Source organism: Streptomyces chartreusis, assembly GCF_008704715.1.
Classification (GTDB): domain Bacteria; phylum Actinomycetota; class Actinomycetes; order Streptomycetales; family Streptomycetaceae; genus Streptomyces; species Streptomyces chartreusis.
Map to the genome: position 1 here is coordinate 6,889,025 of NZ_CP023689.1, position 22,452 is coordinate 6,911,476.

At 71.6% G+C, this 22,452-nt stretch carries 23 protein-coding genes and 1 tRNA gene; 10 read left to right on the forward strand and 14 right to left on the reverse strand.

Going from position 1 to position 22,452, the window contains the following annotated elements:
- Window positions 1–56 precede the first annotated feature (56 nt).
- The gene (locus tag CP983_RS30280) at window positions 57–1,205 is read left to right on the forward strand and encodes an amidase domain-containing protein (protein ID WP_150506974.1); all 1,149 of its coding nucleotides are present in this window, start codon (window positions 57–59) and stop codon (window positions 1,203–1,205) included.
- A 27-nt stretch (window positions 1,206–1,232) separates the two neighbouring features.
- On the opposite strand, the gene CP983_RS30285 is transcribed toward CP983_RS30280, so the two are convergent.
- On the reverse strand, window positions 1,233–2,696 hold the full coding sequence (locus CP983_RS30285) for a hypothetical protein (RefSeq protein ID WP_150503057.1): 1,464 nt from the start codon (window positions 2,694–2,696) through the stop codon (window positions 1,233–1,235).
- 74 nt (window positions 2,697–2,770) lie between these two features.
- A complete protein-coding gene (locus CP983_RS30290) occupies window positions 2,771–3,544 on the reverse strand; it encodes a DUF4097 family beta strand repeat-containing protein (protein WP_150503059.1) in 774 nt (257 codons plus the stop codon).
- A gap of 205 nt (window positions 3,545–3,749) precedes the next feature.
- On the opposite strand from CP983_RS30290, the gene CP983_RS30295 reads away from it, so the two are divergent.
- A tRNA-Val gene (locus CP983_RS30295) sits at window positions 3,750–3,824 on the forward strand.
- Between the two features lie 85 nt (window positions 3,825–3,909).
- Here the strand turns inward: CP983_RS30295 and CP983_RS30300 are convergent.
- Both CP983_RS30300 and CP983_RS30305 read right to left on the reverse strand, forming a co-directional pair.
- Window positions 3,910–4,527, reverse strand: a complete 618-nt coding sequence (locus CP983_RS30300) for a hypothetical protein (RefSeq protein ID WP_150503061.1) — start codon at window positions 4,525–4,527, stop codon at window positions 3,910–3,912.
- A 219-nt stretch (window positions 4,528–4,746) separates the two neighbouring features.
- The gene (locus CP983_RS30305) at window positions 4,747–5,079 is read right to left on the reverse strand and encodes a hypothetical protein (RefSeq protein WP_125528141.1); all 333 of its coding nucleotides are present in this window, start codon (window positions 5,077–5,079) and stop codon (window positions 4,747–4,749) included.
- A gap of 122 nt (window positions 5,080–5,201) precedes the next feature.
- Between CP983_RS30305 and CP983_RS30310 the strand changes: the two genes are divergently transcribed.
- Window positions 5,202–5,675: a hypothetical protein gene (locus CP983_RS30310; protein ID WP_107906798.1), complete on the forward strand. Its 474-nt coding sequence runs from the start codon at window positions 5,202–5,204 to the stop codon at window positions 5,673–5,675.
- 8 nt (window positions 5,676–5,683) lie between these two features.
- Here the strand turns inward: CP983_RS30310 and CP983_RS30315 are convergent, their stop codons facing one another.
- On the reverse strand, window positions 5,684–6,589 hold the full coding sequence (locus CP983_RS30315; protein ID WP_150503063.1) for a ketopantoate reductase family protein: 906 nt from the start codon (window positions 6,587–6,589) through the stop codon (window positions 5,684–5,686).
- Between the two features lie 96 nt (window positions 6,590–6,685).
- Between CP983_RS30315 and CP983_RS30320 the strand changes: the two genes are divergently transcribed.
- On the forward strand, window positions 6,686–6,928 hold the full coding sequence (locus tag CP983_RS30320; RefSeq protein WP_150503065.1) for a DUF2277 domain-containing protein: 243 nt from the start codon (window positions 6,686–6,688) through the stop codon (window positions 6,926–6,928).
- A gap of 173 nt (window positions 6,929–7,101) precedes the next feature.
- Here the strand turns inward: CP983_RS30320 and CP983_RS30325 are convergent, their stop codons facing one another.
- The 5 genes from CP983_RS30325 to CP983_RS30345 form a co-directional block, all read right to left on the reverse strand.
- The gene (locus tag CP983_RS30325; RefSeq protein ID WP_150503067.1) at window positions 7,102–7,725 is read right to left on the reverse strand and encodes a DedA family protein; all 624 of its coding nucleotides are present in this window, start codon (window positions 7,723–7,725) and stop codon (window positions 7,102–7,104) included.
- A gap of 249 nt (window positions 7,726–7,974) precedes the next feature.
- Window positions 7,975–8,412: a DoxX family protein gene (locus tag CP983_RS30330; RefSeq protein ID WP_107906802.1), complete on the reverse strand. Its 438-nt coding sequence runs from the start codon at window positions 8,410–8,412 to the stop codon at window positions 7,975–7,977.
- Window positions 8,413–8,502: 90 nt separating this feature from the next.
- On the reverse strand, window positions 8,503–10,431 hold the full coding sequence (locus tag CP983_RS30335) for an FAD/NAD(P)-binding protein (RefSeq protein ID WP_150503069.1): 1,929 nt from the start codon (window positions 10,429–10,431) through the stop codon (window positions 8,503–8,505).
- A 366-nt stretch (window positions 10,432–10,797) separates the two neighbouring features.
- Window positions 10,798–12,426 (reverse strand): alkaline phosphatase D family protein, encoded by a 1,629-nt coding sequence (locus CP983_RS30340; protein ID WP_150503071.1) that lies wholly within the window; start codon window positions 12,424–12,426, stop codon window positions 10,798–10,800.
- A 131-nt stretch (window positions 12,427–12,557) separates the two neighbouring features.
- Entirely contained in the window at window positions 12,558–13,202 is a 645-nt protein-coding gene (locus tag CP983_RS30345) for an HNH endonuclease family protein (protein WP_107906805.1), read from the reverse strand.
- A 410-nt stretch (window positions 13,203–13,612) separates the two neighbouring features.
- Between CP983_RS30345 and CP983_RS30350 the strand changes: the two genes are divergently transcribed.
- Together CP983_RS30350 and CP983_RS30355 are read left to right on the forward strand one after the other, a co-directional pair.
- Window positions 13,613–14,194, forward strand: a complete 582-nt coding sequence (locus tag CP983_RS30350) for a TMEM165/GDT1 family protein (RefSeq protein ID WP_150503073.1) — start codon at window positions 13,613–13,615, stop codon at window positions 14,192–14,194.
- Between the two features lie 238 nt (window positions 14,195–14,432).
- Entirely contained in the window at window positions 14,433–15,110 is a 678-nt protein-coding gene (locus CP983_RS30355; protein ID WP_150503075.1) for an HAD family hydrolase, read from the forward strand.
- Window positions 15,111–15,408: 298 nt separating this feature from the next.
- On the opposite strand, the gene CP983_RS30360 is transcribed toward CP983_RS30355, so the two are convergent.
- Complete coding sequence (locus CP983_RS30360) at window positions 15,409–16,470, reverse strand: peptidoglycan-binding protein (RefSeq protein WP_229914740.1); 1,062 nt, start codon at window positions 16,468–16,470, stop codon at window positions 15,409–15,411.
- Window positions 16,471–16,628: 158 nt separating this feature from the next.
- Here CP983_RS30360 and CP983_RS30365 point away from each other — a divergent pair, with 158 nt between their 5' ends.
- Window positions 16,629–18,686: an MDR family MFS transporter gene (locus CP983_RS30365; RefSeq protein WP_150503078.1), complete on the forward strand. Its 2,058-nt coding sequence runs from the start codon at window positions 16,629–16,631 to the stop codon at window positions 18,684–18,686.
- A 342-nt stretch (window positions 18,687–19,028) separates the two neighbouring features.
- Here CP983_RS30365 and CP983_RS30370 read toward each other — a convergent pair whose 3' ends face one another.
- Window positions 19,029–19,682 carry a dihydrofolate reductase family protein gene (locus tag CP983_RS30370; protein WP_150503080.1) on the reverse strand — a complete coding sequence of 218 codons (654 nt, stop codon included), beginning with the start codon at window positions 19,680–19,682 and terminating at the stop codon, window positions 19,029–19,031.
- 127 nt (window positions 19,683–19,809) lie between these two features.
- On the opposite strand from CP983_RS30370, the gene CP983_RS30375 reads away from it, so the two are divergent.
- Together CP983_RS30375 and CP983_RS30380 are read left to right on the forward strand one after the other, a co-directional pair.
- Entirely contained in the window at window positions 19,810–20,445 is a 636-nt protein-coding gene (locus tag CP983_RS30375; protein WP_150503082.1) for a hypothetical protein, read from the forward strand.
- Between the two features lie 5 nt (window positions 20,446–20,450).
- Entirely contained in the window at window positions 20,451–20,756 is a 306-nt protein-coding gene (locus tag CP983_RS30380; protein ID WP_373309811.1) for a hypothetical protein, read from the forward strand.
- Here CP983_RS30380 and CP983_RS30385 read toward each other — a convergent pair.
- On the reverse strand, window positions 20,745–21,191 hold the full coding sequence (locus CP983_RS30385) for a DnaJ family domain-containing protein (protein WP_107906811.1): 447 nt from the start codon (window positions 21,189–21,191) through the stop codon (window positions 20,745–20,747). The two genes, CP983_RS30380 and CP983_RS30385, sit on opposite strands and share 12 nt — an antisense overlap.
- Before the next feature lie 97 nt (window positions 21,192–21,288).
- On the opposite strand from CP983_RS30385, the gene CP983_RS30390 reads away from it, so the two are divergent.
- A complete protein-coding gene (locus CP983_RS30390; RefSeq protein WP_030957333.1) occupies window positions 21,289–21,681 on the forward strand; it encodes an FHA domain-containing protein in 393 nt (130 codons plus the stop codon).
- Window positions 21,682–21,693: 12 nt separating this feature from the next.
- Here the strand turns inward: CP983_RS30390 and CP983_RS30395 are convergent, their stop codons facing one another.
- Window positions 21,694–22,365, reverse strand: a complete 672-nt coding sequence (locus tag CP983_RS30395) for an O-methyltransferase (protein ID WP_125529622.1) — start codon at window positions 22,363–22,365, stop codon at window positions 21,694–21,696.
- Between the last annotated feature and the right edge of the window lie 87 nt (window positions 22,366–22,452).

Below are 22,452 nucleotides of genomic sequence, written 5' to 3' on the forward strand. Positions count from 1 at the left end.
TTGCCCGGGTTCGACCACCCCGGGCAAGGAGAATCCCCGTGAGATCAAGAACACCCATGCCCGCGCGCCGTCGCGCCACCATAGTCGCGGCGGCCGTCGCCTCGATCGCCGCCTCGGCGGCACTGCTGCCCACCTGGACCGCCGGCGCCACGGTCGTCGACGACCCGACGGTGGACGCCGGGACCCGGGCCACCTTCCAGCGGCTGGCGGACGCGGTCTTCACCGACCGCACCCAGGCCCTGGTCGACGGCGGGCGGAGCGGGAAGCCGCTGACCGACGGCTTCTCGGGCGACGTCCGTCTGTCCTCCCGCACGGCCCGCGGCGAGGACGCCGCCCTCACCACGCTCGACCGGCGCAAGGACCTCCTCGCGCGGCTCGGCGAGAAGTACCGCAAGGCCGACACCGCCGTCACCCTGGACGCCACCCGCGTCACGGGCCGTACGGCCGAGGCCGCCGTCACCGAGACCACGACCCTGACCTACGCCGAGGTCCGCGGCGGCGAGCCGAGGACCACCGGCTTCCAGGCCCACCACGAGCTCACCTTCACCGCCGACCGGCACGGCGACTGGCAGCTCACCGGCATCCGCGACACCGACCAGGGCATGGCGGTGAACACGGTCGCGGGGCCGTCCGTGAAGGCGCCCACGGTCGACGACACCATGCCGTCGGCCCCGCGCGCCGCGACCACCTACCCCGCCCCGGCCAAGCCCAAGACGCTCACGGGCGCGGCCCTGGACTACAAGGCCATGGCCGCCTACGCGGAGAAGTACTGGAGCAACTACAACAAGGACTACCCGGACTTCAACGGCCAGGGCGCCGGCGGCGACTGCACCAACTTCGTCAGCCAGTCCCTGAAGGCGGGCGGCTGGAAGCACGTCCCGGGCTACGTGTACGACTACACCAAGTGGTTCGGCAACGCGGACATCCAGTCGCACTCGTTCATCGGCGTCAACGAGTGGTCCTGGTTCGCCCAGAACTCCAAGCGGACCACCCCGCTCGCCAACGTCTACCAGCTCGACGTCGGTGACGTGCTCCAGATGGACTTCGACAAGGACGGGTCCAAGGACCACACCATGGTCGTCTCCTACCGCAGCCCGCAGGGCGTGCCGTATCTGACGTACCACTCCACCAACACCTACCGGCGGTCGGTGGCGAGCATCATCGCGTCGTACTCGAACGCGGCCTTCTACGCCTACCGCACCTGATCGCCCCCTGGACGGAGGCTGTACGGCTCAGTGCCCGGCGCCGCGCTCGTCGCGGATCTGCGCGACGACCTGGGCCACCGTCTGCCGTACGGCCTCCGTCTCGGTCAGGAAGTGCCAGTAGTCCGGGTGGCGGCCCTCCAGGGTGCCGATCGCCCGCTCCAGCCGGGCGACCGAGTCGTCCAGCGGGCGCGCGTGCCGCGGGTCGGGCGTGTTCCGTCCCGCCATCGCCAGCCGCTGGGCGTCCCGGATCGCGAACCGGGTCCGGTCGATCTCCTGCTGCGGGTCCTTCTGCACGGCGTTCAGCCGGCGCAGCCGGTCACCGGCCGCCGACACCGACTCGTCGGTGGTGTTCAGCAGGGCCCGGACCGTGGACAGCAGCGCGGTGGCGTCCGGCCAGCGCTGCTCGTCGCGCGCGGCCTGGGCCTCGGTCAGCTTCCGCTCCGCCTGCCGTACGTTCTCCCCGGCCTGGTCCGGCACTCCCTGGAGGTCCTGCCAGCAGGCCGCCGTGAACCGCCGCCGCAGCTCGCTCAGCACCGGCTCCACCTGCCCGGCACGGGTGGTGAGCGCCTGGGCGCGGGTCCGCAGCGACACGAGCCGGTGGTCGATCTCGGCCGCCTTCTCCGGCAGCCGCTCCGCCTCCACCCGGACCGCTTCCGCCTCCCGCGCGACCCGCTCGGCGCGCTCCAGCGTCTGCGGTACGCCGTGCTGCCCGGCGCCCTGGTTCAGCTTCGTCAGCTCCGGCGCGAGGGTCGCGAGCCGGGCCGCGAGGTCGTCGGCCCGCAGCCCCGATGTGCGCACGGTGTCCAGCGCGTTCGACGCGGCGAGCAGGCCCTGCCGGGCGCGCTCGACGGCCGGGGCGAGCCGGGCCAGCTGGGTCTCGGCCTTGCCGAGCAGCGGACCGAGACCGTCCGCGAACCGGTCCAGCTCGCGCTTGACGTTGTCGAGGTCGTCCTTGGCCTTCGCCAGCTCCGTGCGGGCGCGGGCCGCGGCCGAGGCCTCCAGGTCGTCGCGGTCGAGGTCGTGGGCGTCGACCGCGTTGATGTACTGGTGGCTCACCTCGTCGATGCGCCGCCCCAGGGCGTCGAAGTCGGTGATCGCCCGCCGGGCGGCCGGGGAGTCGTCCACGGCCGCGATCGTCTCGATCGAGATCCGCAGATCCCGCTGGGCCGTGTCCAGCTCGTAGAACGCTGCCGCCGCGGCGTCCTTCGCGGCCTGCGCCTCGGCCCGCTGGCTCTCGGCCCGGCCGCCGAACCAGCGGCGGGTGCCGCCGCCGGCGAAGGAGGCGGGCAGCGCGAGGGCGACGACCAGGGGGAGGGCGACGAGCGTGAGGGAGTCGGCGAGGGAGTCGCGCAGGGCCCGGCGCGGGCGCCCTGCGACCCGGGAGGCGGGCTGCGGGACGACCCTTGGGACGGCCTGCGGGAGGCCCCGCGCGAAGCGGCTGCGCCCACGCGGCACTGACGGCGATTTCGGCTGTCGAGGTGTCGCCGTCACATCCCTCTCCCGTGCTGTCATTCACCCTGCCCGGTGTCATTCTCCCACCGGTTTAGGACGAACACACGGGCCGGTTAGTTCGCGGTTCGCACGGTGACTTTTCCGTCGCCGGTGCTGGCGGAGACCACATGAGAGCTGGTGTCGCTGCGCGGCACGGACACATCCACGCCGCCGTCACCGGTCTTCGTCGTCACGCGGTACGTCGCCCGCGGCAGCTCGATCGTCACCGATCCGTCGCCGGTGCGGGTCTCAACCTTGTCCGGCACGGTGCCCAGTTCGAGCTTCACGGAGCCGTCCCCGGTCTGTGCCTTCACCTGGCGCGAGGAGACGTCGGAGACCCGCACCGACCCGTCGCCCGTCCGCAGGTCCAGCGGCCCGCTGGAGTCGGTGACGTGCACGGAGCCGTCCCCGGTGTGCACGCTCAGCGCGTCCCGGAAGCCGCGCGCCCGCACGCTGCCGTCGCCGTCCTCGACCTTCACGGTGACTCCGCGCGGCACCTCGATGCGGTGCTTGGTCGCGCAGTCGGCGATCATGCCGTTGCACTTCTCCCGCAGCACCAGCCGGTCGTCCTTCATCTCCCAGGTCACCTTCGGGTCCGAGCCGATCGCGACGGAGCCCTGGAACCACCGGGTGACCTCCACCGTGCCGGCCTTGTTCGAGTCGGCGGCGACGATCTCCAGCGCCGAGTCGTCCGAGTCGACGGTCAGCGTCCGGCCCTCCAGGGCGAACGACTTGTGATCGGGCTCCTTGTCGTCCCCGGCGGAGGCGCCACAGGCGGCGAGACCCGCGACGAGCGCCACGACCGCCCCGGAGACGGCTAGGGCGCGGGCTGGAACGGTACGGGCCATGACGATCTCCCCCTGAGAGTTCCCCGGGCCGACCTCTTCGGCCCAGGGCTGCGATGGTGCTTCGACCGTACGGATCCCGGACCCGGAGCGGGATCCGGGCCGCTCCCGGATCCATGGTGGGGATAACCCCAGGACTTCCCTGACCTTCGCCGGAACGGGTTTGCGGGACATGGCCCCAGGCAAGGTAGGCTGTCCACTCGTTCTCGGGTGCGTAGCTCAGGGGTAGAGCGCCTGCCTTACAAGCAGGATGTCGGCGGTTCGAAACCGTCCGCGCCCACCACGGAAAACCCGGCTCAGCCGGCGTTGTACGGCCCCCGGAGAGATCTCCGGGGGCCGTTTTTCTCGGTGGTTTCCGTCGAAACGGGTCAGTAGTTCCCGTTGGCGATCATGTCGCCGTCGCTGCCGTAGATGGTCACCAGACCGTTCTTCGACTCGTAGCAGGACGCGAAGGCCGACGCGATCAGCTTGGCGTCGCCGGCGTTCTCGCTCAGGAACCCGCCCTTGTAGTCGGTGAAGACCTCGGCGGCGTCGAGGATGTCGTTGGTTTTGTCGGTGCCGGTCACCTTGGTGACGTGGCCGACGGCGGCCTTCTCGCTGTCCGTACCGGACTTGGTGACGCAGGCCTTGAACTGCTCGGCCTGGCTCTTGTCCGCGGCCGGCTCTTCCTTCGCGGGCTCCTCGGCGGCCTGTTCCTCGGCAGCCGGCTCCTCGGCGGCCTTGGGCTTGTCCGAGGTGGCGGCGACGGCCTTGTCCTTGTTGCTCTTGTCGGTGGAGTCGTCTCCTCCGCCGCCGGCGATCGCGCCGATCACGATGAGGCCGAGGAGGACGGCTCCCGTGATGCCGAGGATCTTGCCGATGCTCCGCTTCTTCGGCGGCTGGGGCGGGGGACCGCCCCAACCGGGCTGCTGCGGATAGCCGTAGCCGGGCTGCGTCGGCTGCTGCGGCGGCCCGTATCCGGGCTGCTGCGGGTACTGCTGGCTCATGTGCCCCCCTTGGCGCAATTTGCGTGAGGGGTGAACATATCTGATGTGTGGGAGGTGTGAAGACGTTGGGATGATTCTGTGATCTGTGTGAGTCGGGGTCAGAAAACGGCGGAGGCCCGCACGATGGCGGGCCTCGGGGGCGGTCGTCGGGCGGTCCTGTCTACGCCCGGGTTCTGAACTGCCCTTCATGCGCGGGTGCTTCGGCCGCGCGCTTCAGGTTCACTCGGCCGCCCCGTGTGCGTGCTTCAGCTTCGTGCGGGCGTCGACCCGGTCCGAGCCCGCCATCTCCGACCAGAACCGGTGACCGCTGACGAACACCGCGAGTTCGTGCTCGCGCTGCCGGAGCTTCTCCACCTCGGCCTGCTCGTCCTCCGTCCAGCCGGGGGAGGCGGGGCGCTCGACCTTGCGCCAGCCGTTGTCGTCGCTGAACCCGTCCAGGGGTACGACCGACCAGGGCAGCCGCTTCAGCAGGGCCGACAGCTCGGCCCGGACCTGATGCAGCTCCTCCTGACCGGCGAGCAGGTCACTCGGAAAGTCATAGGGCGTAGCCACGCCGCAATGCTACGCCTGTTCGATTTTGGGTTGCGAGTGCCTTCGGGTGGTTCATGCGAACGAGTGTGTGGGGGCATGATCGGCACGGGCGGGGCGGGACACAGGCGGGGCGGGAGGCGGGGATGGCGGGTCCGGGCGACGGTTTCCGGCTGATGCGGGGCTCGACGGGGTTCTTCACCAGCGGCGACCCCGGCATACGGCGGACCGACCCCAGGGCGTGCCGTACGGCGTGGTACGCGGCGGCCCGGGCAGCCGGCGGACGGGTGGGGGAGTTCGAGGCGCGGCAGATCGCGCAGACCTTCCACACCGCCACGATCGAGCGCCCGGACGGGCGCTGCTGCGCCCTGTTCCAGGCCTACACACCGCTTGTCGCGTTCGTGGACGAGCCGCACGACTGGTACACCGACCAGTTCCGGGAGGCGCCCGCCTGGGCCGCCGGCCTCGGCGACTTCGGATTCACCGTGCTGAGCGCGGCGGTGCTGCTGTCGCCGCTCTCCTCGGCGGACACCTCCGCCCTGTCCGCCGTGGAGCGGCGGCAGATCGACTACTGGCGGCCTGAGACCGTCGGCGCGGTGCTCTTCAACTCGTGGGACTGACCCACCGGTCAGTGGCCCGCCGCCCTCAACTCGCCCACCAGGCGGGTCGCCACCGGTACCGGGACTTCGTGACGGTCCGCCGCGCGGAGCAACGCGCCGCCGATGGCGTCCAGTTCGAGGGGGCGGCCCGCCTCCGCGTCACGCTGCATCGAGGACTTCGTGGTGGCCGGGAAGGCGTCGTAGCGGGCGATGGCCATGGACGGGTCGGAGGGGCCGCCGCAGGCCGCGCTGACGGCTGTCGCCTCGTCGACGAGGGCGAGCAACTCCTCGCGGTGTTGAGTGCGTACGTCCCCGATGGGGAGGGCGTAGCGGGTGGTGAGGAGGGCGAAGGGCGCCAGCAGCGACATCTTCGACCACAGCGTCGCCGCCTCGTCGGCGTGCACCCGGGTCGTCGGGCCGGCCGCGTCGAGGACCTGCGCCAGGGCGGCCAGGCGGTCGTCGGGGACCGGGTCGCCGGTCAGGTCGATCTCGGCGAACGGCGTGCCGTGCTCGATCTCCCCCGGCGCGACGCGGGTCGACTCGGCGCGGATCGCGGCGGGCGCCACCCGGTCCGCGCGGTAGCGGGCGCGCAGCAGCCCGGGGTGCTCCACGCCGTTCAGGAACGGTACGACCAGCCCGTCACCCAGCACCGCGGGCGGGACCCGGGTCAGGGACGCGTCCAGGGCCGTGGCCTTGACCGCGATCAGACACGCGTCGACCGGTTCGCGGAGCTCGGTGTCGGCCTCGACCGGGGCCGTGAAGTCCCCGAACAGGCCGCTGCGGACGTGGATGCCCTTCGCGCTCAGGGTCTTCGCCGTCTCGTCGCCGGCCAGGCAGATGACACGGTGGCCGGAGCGGGACAGCAGCGCGGCGAGCAGTCCGCCGATGCCGCCCGGGCCCAGGATCGCCACGGTGAGTCCGTCGTTCGCGGTCATGCGCATCCTCTCGTCGGTCGGCCCCGCCCCCTCAGCGGTGGCCGCCCCGGACGTGATCATGGCAGACGGGCACGGTTCCGAGGGAGACTGTTCGACATGTGCCGCAGTATCAAGACACTCCGTCCGCCCGTGTTGCCCGAGGAGGCGACGGAGGAAGACATTCGGGCCGCCGCCCTCCAGTACGTGCGCAAGGTCTCCGGCTTCCGAGCCCCGGCCGCGCACAACAGGGAGGTCTTCGACCGCGCCGTGGAGGCCATCGCCGAGGCCACGGCCGAACTGCTCGACGGACTGGAGGTGCGAGGCGCGCCGGCGACGGCGCGCGGGGCTGCCGCCGGGTAACGGGGCGGGGCCGTCTGCCGGGTGCGGGTCGGCGGGGGCTGGTCGCGCAGTTCCCCGCGCCCCTGAGTCGGCCGCAGCTCAGCCCACCCAAGGGGCGCGGGGAACTGCGCGACCAGCCACACCAGCCCGCAGTCGCCGTCGGACCCGAAGCCCCGAGCCCTTGGGCGCCCCGGCTACGCCGAAGGCTCCCGCCGCACCAGATACGTCGCCCCCGCCCCCGCCGCGAACAGCGCCGCCACCGACACCGCCGTCGCCAGCCAGGTCGCGCCCAGCCACTGGGCGCCGAAGTAGCCGAGGGCCACGCTGTAGACGGCCCAGGCCAGGCCGGCAAGGGCGGACCAGGGGAGGAAGTCGCGGACGCGGCGGTGGGTGGCACCGGCGCCGAGGGAGACCACCGAGCGGCCGGCCGGTGCGAAGCGGGCCAGCACCACCAGGGCGCCGCCGCCCCGGGCCAGGGCCGCGCCGAGACGTTCCTGCGCCGCGCTCAGCCGGCGGGAGCGGGCGATCGCGCGGTCCAGTCGGGCGCCGCCGCGCCGGGCGACGCGGTAGGCGACGAGGTCGCCGAGGACGGAGGCCGTCGCGGCGCAGAGCGTCAGGGCCAGAATGTCCGGAACCTCGCCCGGGACCTCGCCGGTGGCGGCACCGGAACCCGCGGCGGCGGCCGTGGCCGCCGTGATGACCAGAACGCCGCTGGGCAGGACGGGCACGAACACGTCCAGCAGTACCGAGACCGCGACCACCACATAGATCCATGGGCTCGCGGTCAACGCGCCCACGTCCTCGATCCCCTCGAGCACTGCAACTCCCCGTTTACCCCCGTGGCCAGACCCGTGCCGCGACGTCCTGGGGGAGCGGCAGGGGCGGCCTATGACAGCCATACAGCGTACGCCGGGGGTGTGACAGGAGATCCATCGGGTGCTCGTGTGTTCGGCACAGCATGTTCACCCGGCCGAGGGCGCACGAAACACGGAGAGCACGCGCGACGGCGCCCGCACCCGCGAGGTGCGCGGGCACGGACGCCGTCGAGTGGGACCGGGTCCCGGAGGTCAGGCCGCGACCGGCGTCTGGTCGGTCGCCGTGCTGCTCTGTGCCGTGGAGCGCTTGGTGAACAGCCGGTCCAGGCCGAAGGCGCCGGAGCCGGTGAAGATCAGCAGGAACATCGCCCAGCAGTACATGGCGGCGCCCTCGCCGCTGTTCTCGATGGGCCACAGGGCCTGCGGCTGGTGGACCTTGAAGTACGCGTACGCCATCGCGCCGGAGGATATGAACGCCGCGGCACGGGTGCCGAGGCCGAGCAGGACCAGGCTGCCGCCGACGAGTTCGATCACCGCGGCGTACCAGGCGGGCCAGGCACCGGTGTCCGGGGTCTCGCCGCCGAAGGCGCCGAAGAGCGAGTTGGCGCCGTGGCAGGCGAAGAGCAGGCCGACGACGATGCGGAACAGGCCGATGGCATACGGCTGGGCGCTGTTGAGGCGTCCGGTCATGTGGGGGGCTCCCTCGGTCTGGCTGCGGCCGGTACCGGTGGGCACCGGCCTGGGGACGGAAAGTGAACGGTGGCCCCACGTTAGGCTTGCCTAATCGATGCTTGCAAGTTCAACATTTGGCCACACTTGCGTCCCGGCATCCCCTTCCGTCCCGGGGATAACGGCACGTAGTGCCGCCCTGGCCACCGCATCCGCATCCGAAAGAGTGACCGAATCCACACCCGGCCGCGCCCCCGCCGCCGTCACCCAGTGCACCCCCTCCGTCGGCACGCCGAACGCGAACCGCCTTGCGTGCGGCTGCCCCTGACGGTCGATCAGCCGATACGGGCGCGCTGTCACGTCCAGCCCGCCGGTCTCGTAGCCGTCGACCGTGTGCGGCCGGCACTGTCCCGTCTTCAGCAGCCTGGCGAGCAGTTCGTCCGCCGTGCGCCGCAAGTCCGGTTCGGGCAGCCGGGCTTCGACGAGCGTCGTCGCGCGCACCACGGAACCCGGGACCTCGGGGGAGTGCGCGACCCACGCGTCCGCCTCCTCGCGCACTTCGAGCCGCGGCCCCAGCACCTCCACCACGCCCGCCTCCATCAGGGCCACCAGTTCCTCGACGCGTCGCCGCGGCGGGCCGATGGACAGGAAGGCGTTGAGCGGGGTGTACCAGCGGTCCAGATGGTCCCGGCGCGAGGTCCCGGTCAGGCCCGCGTGGTCGACGATCAGGCGCAGTTCGTTGCGCAGGTCGCGCAGCACGTCCAGGGCCGACTTCAGCGGGCCGTGCACATTGCCCCGGGCGGCCTGGGCCGCGTCCTCGCGCAGATACGCCAGCAGCCAGTCGCGCCACCGCCCGCGATCCGGGAAGCCGTACTCCCCGTACGGCCGCGAGACCCGGTCCCAGCTCCAGCGCTCGCCCTCCGGTATCCCGAACTCGTCCAGCAGCAAGGTCTCTTGGGGATCGCGATGCGGGACGGCCAGGAAGCGCTCGGTGAACTCCGGCCGCCCGGCCCCCGGTATCAGCGCCGCGTAGTACACCGTCTCCACCTCCTTCGCCACCAGCGGCCATATCTCCGCGAGGAAGTCCGGCGCCTCGCCCGAGTCGGCGCGCTTGCGGAAGCCGGCGATCACCTCCGGCGTCAGTACGAGCGGGAGATGACGGCCGTACGGCCCCTTCGCGTTGTCGCCGCGGGCCTGGTACGGGATGCCGCGCCGCGAACCGGCGTACAGGCGCGGCTCGTTGCCGGACGGGAGGTAGCGCAGGCCCTCGTCGTCCCGGACGAAGCGGCCGCCGCGGCCCGTCGTCAACAGGGCCATGTGGTCGAAGAAGTTGAGACCGAGGCCGCGCAACAGCACGGGTTCCCCGGGGGATACGGCGGACAGGTCCACGTCGGCCGGATTGGCGGGCGCGACGTACCGCAGGCCGTGCCGCTCGGCGTGGGCGGCGAGATGGCGCTGGGCCGTGTCGGCGGCCGTCGGGAGATGGCCCTGCGCCAGCACCACGGCGGACAGGCCGGGCAGGACCCGGCCGTCGTCCAGGGTCAGGGTCTGACGGCCGTCGGGTGCGTCGTCGAGCCGTACCGCACGGGTCGCGTACGTCTCGACGCGCACGGTCGGGGAAGCCTCGCGCACGACCTTCGCGAACACCCACTCCAGGTAACGGCCGTACTGGGCGCGGGTCGGGTACTCGTCGGGGCCCAGCTCGCCCGCCGCCCAGTCGTACAGGCTGGGGCCCGGCCGGATCGGGCCCGAGCAGTCGACGCTCTCGTCGGTGAACAGGGTGACCTGCGAGGCCACCGTGTTCATCAGCAGCTCGGGCGACTGCGCGGTCCGCCACACCCGCCCCGGGCCGGGCGGCGCCGGGTCGATCACATGGACGGTGAGGCGCGCGCCGGGCGGCAGGAGTTCGGGAGCGCAGGCGCAGAGGCGTTCCAGGACGCTGGTGCCGCGGGGGCCGGCGCCGACCAGGGCGACGGAGACCGAGGTCGGAGCGGGGGTCGGTGCGGTCAAAGGGGTGACTCCCGGGCGTGTGGGGCGCATTGGAGCGGGTGAGCCGTCGGGCGGAAGCGGACGGTCCGGCTCATCATGCCGTCGTCGAAGGGGCGAACTCTGCCCGGGGGTCGGTGAGTGTGGGATGCATCACGAGCATCACGTGCCACGCCGGTCACAAGCGGTCGGAACGTTGTGAATGTGGGGCGAGTTCGGACGCGGCGGTGATATCGCGGGGGTCCGGGTTCGTCGTCGGCTGCGGGCCGGTGGGGGTCGTTCGCGCAGTTCCCCGTGCCCCTGGGGAGGCGGCCGCCAGGCCGGCCTTCAGGGGCGCGGGGAACTGCGCGAGCAACCCACGACAACCCGCAGCCGCCGACCGACCCGAACCCCCGGGCTGTCACGCGCAACGGCCCACCGTCACGGCGTGAGTTGCGACTCCGCCACCACGTCCAGCCGCGCAGCGCCCCGCGCCTGCTCCAGCCGCAGCCGCGCCGAGCGCCTCCCCAGGGTCAGGGTCATCAGCTGGTTGCCGAACCACGGTCCGCCCGTCCGGCGCCAGTCGATCGGCGGCTTCGGGCAGCCCCCGTGCCCCGCGAACCGCCGGCCCAGCACCCGGGCGAGCCCGCTCCAGCCGAAGCGGAAGCCGAGCCGGATCGCCAGCGGGATGGCGTTGTGCACGGGCGAACAGGTCAGCTGCAGGACCCGGGCGTCCGGCCCGGTGCCGGCCGGCCAGGCGGGCTCGGCGATGTACGCGTGATGCACGTCCCCCGACAGGACGCACACCGTCGCCGGGGCGTCCGGCCCCGAGCCGGCCTCGGCGATCAGCTCCGTCAGCGCGTCGAAGGAGGACGGGAACGCCGCCCAGTGCTCCAGGTCGGCCCGCCGCCGCAGATCCTCGCCGAACCGCGCCCAGCGCTCCCCGCGTTCGCCCCGGCACAGGGCCGCGTTCCACGCCTCGGCGTCGTGCACCAGATGCGGCAGCAGCCACGGCAGGGACGTACCGATGAGGAGGTGGTCGTAGGAGCCGGGGGCTTCCAGCGCCTGCTCGCGCAGCCACCGCGCCTCGCCGGGGTCGAGCATCGACCGCGCCTCCTCGTCGAGGACGCGGGCCGCCCGCGTGTCCACCATCAGCAGCCGCACCCGGCCGAAGTCGCGGCGGTAGCTCCAGCGGACCGAGGCCGGGTCGGCGTCCGCCTTGCAGGCGAAGGAGCGCAGCTCGTCGGTGCCGTCGGGGGCTTCGCGTACGGCGGCGAAGAGCGGGTCGGCGGCCAGCTCGGCCGGCGACAGATTGCCCAGGTGCTGGTGGACCCAGTACGACATCAGCCCGCTCAGCAGCCGCTCGCGCCACCACGGGGTGGCCCGCATGTCGGCGAGCCAGGCGGCGGAGGTGTTCCAGTCGTCTATGACGTCGTGGTCGTCGAAGATCATGCAGCTGGGCACGGTGGACAGCAGCCAGCGCACCTCCGGGTCGAGCCAGGACTCGTAGTAGAGGCGGGTGTACTCCTCGTAGTCCGCGACCTCGTTGCCCGGCGGTTCGCTCAGGTCGCGGCGGGCGGCCAGCCAGCGCCTGGTCGCGTTGGAGGTCTCGTCGGCGTACACCTGGTCGCCCAGCAGCACCAGCACGTCCGGCCGCTCGCCGTCCGGGTCGGCCGCCATCCGGGCGGCCAGCGTGTCCAGGGCGTCCGGCCCGACCGGGTCCTTCTCGTCCGCGGGAGGCGCCGCCCAGCGGCAGGAGCCGAAGGCGAGCCGGACGGGGTCGCCGTCGGCAGGGGTGCGGATGACGGAGGGCGGGAAGGGCGAGCCGGGGAGCGGCCACACGCCCGTGCCGTCGAGGTGGACCTCGTACGGCGTAGTGGTCCCCGGTGTGAGGCCGGTGACCGGCACGAGGGCGTAGTGATGGCCGGCGACCTGGAAGGTGCGGGCCTCACCGCCGGACCCGTCCGCCCCGCGCACCCGCACGGCGCACGGACGGCTCGCCTCGACCCACACGGTCGCGGTCGAGCCGTCGATGTACCTCAGCAGCGGACCCAGGCGCAGTTCGGCCACGTCATGCCCTCCTCCGTCGCCCCGTACGGTACGGAACGACGGAGGGGAACGGGGAGGTTCCGCAGATCACGGTTTGCCGAACTCCGCCGGCTCACGGTCGGCTCACCGTCGGCCGGGTACCGGTGCCCGGTTCAGCAGCTCGCGAGGTAGTTCGTGAGGGCGGACTTCTCCGCCGAGTCGACCGAGAGGCCGTAGTAGTACTTCACCTGCACCCAGGCGCGGACGTACGTGCAGCGGTACGCGGTGCGCGACGGCATCCAGGTGGCCGGGTCCTGGTCGCCCTTGGCCTGGTTCACGTTGTCCGTGACGGCGATCAGCTGCGGGCGGGTCAGGTCGTTGGCGAAGGACTGGCGCCGGGAGGTGGTCCAGCTGTCGGCGCCGGAGTCCCAGGCCTCGGCCAGCGGCACCAGGTGGTCGATGTCGAGGTCGGAGGCGGCGGTCCAGGTGGCGCCGTCGTAGACGGAGTACCAGCTGCCGCTCGTGGCGGCACAGGAGGAGTCCTGGACGACGTTCGTGCCGTCGCGCTTGAGGACGACCTCGCGGGTGTTGCAGGCGCCGGACTGGGTGATCCAGTGCGGGAACAGGTCGCGGTCGTAGCCCGTGCGGTCCTCGGCGGCCACGGTGAGCGAGGCGAGGTAGGTGCGGGCGGTGGCGGCGCTGACGGGGGTGGGGAGCGCGGCGGAGGCGGTCGGAGCGTTGAAAAGTGCGACGGAGGCTATGAGGCCGCTGAGGGCCGCGAGTATGCTGACCCGTCGACGCGCGTAGAACTTCGACATGCGAACTCCCTTGAGGGGTGGGGGTGTTGGCGAGCGAGCGTTGGAATGCTCGCCACGCCGCATTGCGGGGAGGTGTGCGTCCGGTAAGAAGCTAGTGACGTGTTCATGACACGACAAGGTTGAGGCTGTGACTTTCTTCCTGTGAATCCGTCGATGGCTCGTTCGACTCCGTCGCGTACCATGGGTGACGCAGAAGGGGAGTAGCTCTTCGCCGGACCGTCGACATACTGCTCAGCTCGTCTGAGCCGGCGCCCGGAGGCGGACCTCGTCCACGAGGTCGGCCAGCGAGACCTTCGGCAAGCAGTGCACGCCTGTGCCGCACGGCACGGGTGCTCAGTGTGCTGCCGTGCCGAGGTGTCGTAGCGCAGTGACATTGCTCTCGGTGGGGCAGCCCGACCGATTGAGGAACCTTGATCAGCTTCACCGTGACGGCGGTCGTCTTCGGCGTCGTCTTCCTCGCCGAACTGCCCGACAAGACCGCGCTCGCCGGGCTCGTCCTCGGTACGCGCTATCGCGCCTCGTACGTCTTCGCGGGCGTCGCCGCCGCGTTCGCGGTGCATGTCGCACTTGCCGTGGCGGCCGGCAGTGTGCTGACCCTGCTCCCGCAGCAGATCCTGCACGCGCTCACCGGTGTGCTCTTTCTGGGTGGCGCTGCCGTGCTGCTCATGAAGAAGGACGAGGACGAGGGAGAGGTCCGCAAGCCGGAGAACCAGTCGTTCTGGAAGGTCTCCGGGGCCGGATTCATGCTCATCCTGGTCGCCGAGTTCGGTGATCTGACGCAGATCATGACGGCGAACCTCGCGGCCCGCTACGACGATCCGCTGTCCGTCGGCATCGGCGCGGTCCTGGCGCTGTGGACCGTGGCCGGGATCGGCATCCTCGGCGGCAAGGCCCTGATGAAGCGGGTGCCGCTGAAGCTGATCACCAAGGTGGCGGCGCTCGTGATGCTGACCCTGGGCGTCTGGAGCCTGTACGAGGCGATCGCCGGCTGAGCCGGTGGCCGGCCGCCCGATTCCGGTCGCCCGGACGTTCTCGGGGGCCGTCCCGAGGTCGTTCGGAGCTGAACTGTCGGTGAACGGTTTCTGGAGGCGGTGGCGCGATCGGGGCTCGGTTTTGTACCGTGGAGGAACAAAGTGGCTCCCGCCCGTTTTCCCTGACCGGCGGGCGGGGTCACCTTGTCCCTCCGGGGGCCACCCCTGTACCCCCGCGCCCCTCGCCTTGGAGTTGCCGATGACGGCCACCGCCGCGCCCACCGAGTCCACCGTGATCACCGCCCGTGCCCTCCTGCTCGACATGGACGGCACGCTCGTCAACTCGGACGCCGTCGTGGAGCGGATCTGGCGTCGCTGGGCCGAGCGGCACGGGCTCGACGGCGACGAGGTGATGAAGGTCGTGCACGGGCGTCAGGGGTACGCCTCGATGGCGCTGCTGCTGCCCGACCGGCCGATGGAGCAGAACCACGCGGACAATGCGCGCATGCTCGCCGAGGAGACGGCGGACGTCGACGGCGTCGTGCCGATTGCGGGGGCGCCGGAGTTCCTGGCCTCGCTGCGGGGGTTGCCGCACGCGCTGGTGACGTCGGCCGATGTCGCGCTGTCCACGGCGCGGATGGCCGCGGCCGGGCTGGAACTGCCGGATGTGCGGGTGACCGCGGAGTCGGTCGGCGCGAGCAAGCCCGACCCCGAGGGGTTTCTGAAGGGGGCCGCCGAGCTGGGGGTCGCGCCGGCTGACTGTGTGGTGTTCGAGGACTCCGGGGCCGGCATCGAGGCGGGGCGCTCCGCGGGGATGCGGGTTGTGGGGGTCGGGGCGCGGGCCGGGTTCCACGGGCCGGATGTGCTGGTGAGGGATCTGCGGCAGGTTCGGGTCGAGGCGGTGGACGGGGGCGGGGTCCGGCTCGTCATCGCCTGAGGGGGCGGGGCGGGGGGTTCGACGGCGGGTGCGGGCCGGTGGGGGCCGTTCGCGCAGTTCCCCGCGCCCCTGAGGTCGGCCTTGCGGCCGCCGATTCAGGGGCGCAGTTCCGCGTGGTTTTGAGGGTCGGCCTTGCGTCGCCGGGCCAGGGGTGCAGTTCCGCGTGGTGTGAAGGTCGGCCTCGCTGCCGCCAACTCAGGGGCGCGGGGAACTGCGCGATCAGCCACGGGCGGCCCGCACCCGCCGACGAACCCCCCCGGCCCCGAGCTCTACCGCGTACGGCCCCCGCAGCGCCGCGTCACGGTTCCGTGGTTTCTGATTCCAGGTGTTCCCTGGTCTCCAGGTCGTAGACCCCGTAGTCGTCCGACTGGATCCCTCGCGCCCATTGGTACCGGGCGACCGCGTCCTCCACGCCCTCGTTGTAGTTCCCCCTCGCCTGCCGCGTGTACAGGCCGAGCTGGGTGAGGCGGAGTTCCAGTTCCGTGACCTCGGGACCCCGGTCGCCACGGCTCAGCACCGGCGGCGTGGGCTGGCGCGCGGCGGGGGACTCCTCGTCGGGGTCGGTCGCCGCCTCCGTCGGGGACGGCGACTTCGTCGGCTCCGTCGACGGGGTCGGGCTCGGCGACGACGTCGACCGGGTGGGGGACGGCGACTCGGTCGGGCTCTCCGACGGTGACGCGGAGGTCGGGGCCGGAGCCGAGCCGCTCGCCGTCTCGGGCGGGGCGGCGGTCGTCTCCGCCTCGCCGGTCGACGGCGCCGGGACACTCGCCCGTACGTCGTGCGGCAGCGCCGTCTTCCGGGACGGCGCGTCGTAGCTGAACATGCCGCTCGCCAGGCCCGCCGCCGTCATCACGACCACGAGCGCCCCGCCCGCGCCCAGCAGGATCGTGCGGCGGTGGCGGCGGCCGGTGCCCCGCGCCTCATCTACGTCGTCCCAGTCGGACTCGTCGGTCGGGGCCGTCGGCTGCGTCGGCGTCGACTCGAACAGGCTCAGGTCCTGGGCGTTCGGGGTCGTGGCCCCGGACGCCAGCGGGGTGGCGAGCGTCTGGGCGTCATCGGCGGCCGCACGCGCGGGCGGCGCCGGCTGCTGCGGGTCCACCTGACGCAGCTGCATCGTTTCGGCGGCGTTGTCGCCCTCCAGCTCCACGTATGGCCGAATGCGCAGCGGATCGAAGTCCCCCGCCGCTGCCGCCTCCGCCGTACGGGCGTCTCTGAGAGCCTCGGACGCGCGCTCGCCGCAGCCGCACGACGGGGTGTTGTCGGCCGCTCTCGGCGTACCGCACTCCGGGCAAAGGTGACCGTTCGGACTACCCGGATCCTGTGGATCCCCGGCGCCGTTGGTGCCCCTCGGCTCTGTCACGCGTTCGTCCCTCCCTCGCGAACTCCCCAGATTATGCAGACGTTCCTCACGCTCTCTCCCCAAGCCCCCGGAAGGGACGATTCCAATGGGACTCGACAGGCCATAACGGGACACAGCGATCATGATGGAGGGGGTAACGAGACCTTCGGGAGGTCTTCATGGCCGGGGACGCGCACGGTATGACGGGAAATGTGCGTGACGCGCAGCCCCCGGATCGGCGCGCCCCGGCGCACGAGAACGTGTCCGGCAATGTCCTCGTGTCCATCGGCGCGCTGCTCCTCGGGATGCTGCTCGCCGCGCTCGACCAGACGATCGTGTCCACCGCGCTGCCCACCATCGTCAGCGACCTCGGAGGGCTCGAGCACCTGTCGTGGGTGGTGACGGCGTACCTGCTGGCGTCCACGGCCGCCACGCCGCTGTGGGGCAAGCTCGGTGACCAGTACGGGCGCAAACGGCTGTTCCAGATCGCGATCGTGATCTTCCTCGTCGGTTCCGCCCTGTGCGGCATGGCGCAGGACATGGCTCAGCTCATCGCCTTCCGGGCCGTCCAGGGCGTCGGCGGCGGCGGGCTGATGGTGCTGTCCATGGCGATCGTCGGGGACATCGTGCCGCCGCGTGAACGCGGCCGGTACCAAGGGCTGTTCGGTGCCGTGTTCGGCGCGAGCAGTGTGCTCGGGCCGCTGCTCGGCGGGGTCTTCACCGAGCATCTGAGCTGGCGGTGGGTGTTCTACATCAACCTGCCCGTCGGGGTCGTCGCGCTCGTCGTCATCGCCGCCGTGCTGCGGATCCCGCACAAGGCGACCCGTCATGTCATCGACTACCTCGGTACGTTCCTCATCGCCTCCGTCGCCACCTGTCTGGTGCTGGTCGCCTCGCTGGGCGGGACCACCTGGGCGTGGGGGTCGGTGCAGATCGTCGGGCTGGCGCTGCTCGGAGTGGTGCTCGCCGCGGCGTTCGTGGTGGTCGAGCGGACGGCCGCCGAACCCGTGCTGCCGCTGCGGTTGTTCCGGGTGCGGACCTTCTCGCTTTCCGCGGTCATCAGCTTCATCGTCGGGTTCGCCATGTTCGGCGCGATGACCTATCTGCCGACGTTCCTCCAGATCGTGCAGGGCATCAGCCCGACCCTGTCCGGGGTGCACATGCTGCCGATGGTCGTCGGCATGCTGCTGGCGTCCACCGGGTCCGGGCAGATCGTGAGCCGTACCGGACGCTGGAAGGTGTTCCCGATCACCGGGACCGGGGTGACGGTGATCGGGCTTCTGCTGCTCCATCAGCTGGAGGTGGACAGCTCCACCTGGGCGATGAGCGTCTACTTCTTCGTGTTCGGGCTGGGGCTCGGGCTGGTCATGCAGGTGCTCGTGCTGATCGTGCAGAACGCCGTGCCGTACAAGGACCTCGGCGTCGCGACCTCCGGGGCGACGTTCTTCCGGTCGATCGGGGCGTCGTTCGGGGTCGCGATCTTCGGGACGATCTTTGCGGCGCGGCTCGACGACAAGCTCGTGGAGGCGTACCGGGGGGTGCGGCTGCCTCAGGGGGTCTCGCTGGAGGGGCTGGAGGCGGATCCGCGCGGGATCGCGGAGTTGCCGAGTGGGCTGCGGCCGGCGGCGTTGGAGGCGTACGCGTCCTCGATCACCGATGTGTTCCTGTACGCGGCGCCGGTCGCGGTGGTCGGGTTCGTGCTGGCGTGGTTCCTGCGGGAGGACAAGCTGCGGGGGTCGGTGACGGCGCCCGATGTGACCGAGACGTTGGCCAGTAATCCCGTGGAGCGGTCGTCGTACGACGAGGTGTGCCGGGCGTTGTCGGTGCTGGGGACTCGGGAGGGGCGGCGGGAGGTGTACCGGACGATCACCGAGCGGGCGGGGTACGACCTGTTGCCGGCCGCGAGTTGGTTGTTGCTGCGGATCAAGAGGTACGGGTGGGTGGAGCCGGGGGTGCTGGCCGAGAGGAGCACTGTGCCGTTGCCGGTGATTCTGGATGCGGCTCGGCAGGTGGAGGGGCGGGGGTTGGCTGTTCGGGAGGGGTTGGAGATGGTGCTGAGCGAGAAGGGGCGGGTGGTGGCCGATCGGTTGGCTCGGGTTCGGGAGGAGTCGTTGGGGGAGTTGTTGGGGGATTGGTGGGGGCCGGAGCGGCCTACGGATTTGGCTCAGTTGGTCAAGGAGCTGAATGCGGAGTTGTGTGGGTCTGAGCGGGAGCAGCCGGGGGGTGGGGGGCGGTGATGCCTGCGGCGGCCCGTTGCGCCGAGTGGGGGTTCGTGTAGCGCCTGCGGGTGGGGGGTGGGTCGGGGCCGTGCCGGGGGGTGTCCGTCCTCGGTCGGGCGGTTGCCCGGCCTCAGAAGGGTGCTGTTACTTGACGCCCGCCGCTGCGGGCGGACACCCCCCGGCACGTCCCCTCACCGCCGTACGCGGCCAGGCTGCAACGCCCCTCTTTTTGGGGGCGCGGGGAACTGCGCAACGGTTGTGTCGCATACGGTCACGTCTCGGCGCAGGCCCACTGCAACTCCTCTTCTTTTAGGGGCGCGGGGAACTGCGCGACCAGCCCCCGCGGGCCCGCAGTCGCCGTCAGACGGTCTGGTCCCTGAGGGTGAGTGTCAGGTGGGTTACTCCGCTGGGGGAGGAGATGGACTCGGTCGCGTAGTGCTGTTCGAGGCCCTCCAGGCCGTCCCAGAGGCGTTGGCCTCGATTGAGGAGGATGGGGGACACCACGATGTGCGCGTGGTCGATCAGGCGGGCGGAGAGGAAGTCGCGCAGGAGCCTCACCCCGCCGCCGATGCGGATGTCCTGGTCGCCCGCCGCCTTGCGGGCCGCCGCGAGGACCTCGGCGGGGGAGGCGTTCAGGAAGTGGAACGTCGTGCCGCCCTCCATCTCGATCGACGGGCGGGTGTGCTGGGTGGCGATGAAGGTCGGGGTGTGGAAGGGCGGGTTGGGGCCCCACCAGCCCTTCCAGTCGGGGTTCTCGTGCCAGCCGGGGTAGCCGAACTTTCCGGCACCCATGATCTCGGCGCCGATGCCGGGCATGAACTGCCGGGCGAAGGCGTCGTCGACACCGCCGTTGCCGCCGGACTCGCCGGTCCGCTCGCGCCACCAGCGAGTGGCGAACATCCACTCGTGCAGCCGTTCGCCGGCGTGGCCGAAGGGGGCGTCGAGGCTCAGGCCCTCGCCGGTGCCGAAGCCGTCGAGGGAGATGGTGAAGTTGTGGACCCGGACCAGTGACATGGCTTGAATCCTTCCGTGTGCGGCGTGTGGGTCTAGTTGCTTTCACCATGACGTCGATCGGGGAACCGTTGAATCGACACGCCGTCGGCAGCAGTTTGGGGAGCCCATTGCGGGCAACTCGCCACGCATGTCAACAGTTGTGATCATTCTGATCGTGATTGCGGCGGTCGTCGTGCTCGGCGTGACCGTCATGGCCCTGCGGACTCGCGGAGCACAGGGCGGCCGGAGCCTGAAGCGGCGCTTCGGGCCCGAGTACGAGCGGACCGTGGCCCGGCACGACGGGGACGCCAAGGCCGCCGAACGTGAACTCGCCCAGCGGGTGGAGCGGCACGGCGGGCTGCGGGAGCGGACGCTGGAGACGACCGAGGTCGAGCGCTACGAGGCCCGCTGGACGGCGGCCCAGGAGCGCTTCGTCGACTCCCCGAAGGGCGCCGTGGACGAGGCGGACCGGCTGCTCGCGGAGCTGGCGCAGGCACGCGGGTACCCGGACGGCGCTCAGTACGAGGAGCAGCTCTCCGCGCTGTCCGTGCACCACGCGAACCGTGTGCGGGGCTACCGCCGGGTGCATCGTGCAGCCCGTGCGGGGGCCGAAGGCGGGCCGGGTACGGAGGAGATGCGCGAGGCCATGGTCGAGGCCCGTGCGCTGTTCGAGGAACTGGTGGCGGTCCCGGTCGAGCGGCACCGCGAACCCCACGAGGCGCAGGAGAAGACCGGCAGCCATACGCCGTGGTCGTTCACGGGGCGTCAGGCGAAGGGGAGTTGAGTCACATGACCGACGTCACGACCGGCAGTGGGCCCGGTCACGTGCGGCTCGTGCCGGACGACGAGTCCGACAAGTTCGAGCTCCGGCTCCAGCACGCCGTCTCCGGGTTCGTCGACGGTCCCCGGGCCGCCGTCGAGGAGGCGGATCAGGTGGTCGAGGCCATCGTGGCCCGGTTCGCCGAGACCGTCCGCGAGCGGCGTCGCACCCTGCGTACGTCCTGGCAGGACACCGAGGAGAAGGCCGACACCGAGCGGCTCCGGCTCGCCCTGCGCGACTACCGGGAGCTGGCGGAGCGGCTGCTACACATCTGACGCACGCGAACCGTCCGGCGCACCTGACCCGGCCGTCGCCCGGCGCTCCCGCCACTGTCGTACGACCTCTTCCACGTCGTACGGCTTGCGGCCCAGGGGAGGGCCGGGCGGCGGCTTCAGCAGCATGTCGCGGATCTTGGCGTTGACGTCCGTGATGATCTTCCGGACCGCCCGCTCCGACGGAGCCGCGTACGCCGCCGTCAGCGCGTCCTCCGCCTCCTTGCGCAGGGCCAGCGCGGGAGGCAGGACCGACAGGCCCTCGCGGGCCATCTTGCGCTTGACCCACCACAGTTCGTCGTACGGCGCTTCCAGGTCGTTCGGCAGTGGTTCGCCCCTGCCGGGCAGCCTGTCGAAGTCGCCGCGTACCTGCGCGTCGTGAATCTGCTTGTCGACCCAGGACTCGAACGGGACACCGGGGGGCTTTCGCTCGGTCATGAGTTCATTGTGCCGGACGCGGCAGTGCCGGGCGATTTATCATGCGGCGTCGGTGGCCAAAACGGCCGCCGTAATGGACGTTTCAGGAGGGGCGCTCGTGCTCGAACTCACCATGGCCGCCGTGTCCGCGGCGGACGAGGGTGCCACGGCCGGCATGCTCATGGCCGACGCGCCCAGCGAGCCGGGCGCCGTGCTGCGGGTGGGCCGCGACAAGCAGGTCTGCCGGCTCTCGACGCCGGACGACTGGCTGTTCGTGTCCCGGGTGCATCTGGAGTTCCTGTGCGGACCGGACGGTGGGTGGCAGGTCAGCTGGCTGCGCGGCTCCCAGCCCGACCCGTCCTCCGAGGTGCGGCTGACCGTGGGGGAGTACGCCCAGCCGATCGCGTACGGCGGCTCCGTGCCGCTGCCGAGGGGCGGCAGCGGCGAGATCGTCATCCACGACCGCACCGCCCCCCGCAGCGTCAACGTCGGCTTCTACCACGAGGCCTGAGCCCGGGCGGGGCTACGCCAGCACCCGCGCCAGCGCGAAGCCGTCGTAGCCCTTGCCGCCCACCGTCTGGATCGCCGTGCCGCTCAACCTCGGGTGGCTGCCGATCAGTTCGATGGCGGCGCGGGTGCCCCGCACGTCCGGGGCGTCGCTGTCCGTCTCGACGACCCGGCCGCCGCGCACCACGTTGTCGACGACGATCAGGCTGCCGGTGCTGGTCAGCCGCAGCGCCCAGTCGACGTAGTGCGGGTTGTTCGCTTTGTCGGCGTCGATGAAGACCAGGTCGAAGGGGGCGGGGTTCTCGTCGGCCAGCTTCGGCAGGGACTCCAGGGCCGGGCCGACCCGGACCTCGACGACCTTGTCCAGGCCGGCCCGCGCGATGTTGCGGGAGGCGACCTCGGCGTACCTGGCGCTGTACTCCAGCGAGATCAGGCGGCCGTCGGACGGCAGGGCGCGGGCCATCCAGATGGTGCTGTAGCCGCCGAGGGTGCCGATCTCCAGGATGTTGCGGGCGCCCTGGATCTGGGCGAGGAGCTGAAGCAGCTTGCCCTGCGTCGCGGTGACGCTGATGGCCGGCAGTCCGGCCGCCTCGCTGTCGCGCAGGGCCGCCAGGAGGATCTCGTCGTCGGGTGAGAGCTGGGAGGAGAAGTACTCGTCGACGTCGTCCCAGACCTGCGACTCGCTCATCGCCTTGCCTTTCGTATGGCCGGTTGGAAAGCACTGAGTGGCACTACCGACTACCGACGATCTCTCCCCGGTCCGGAGTTCGGAATT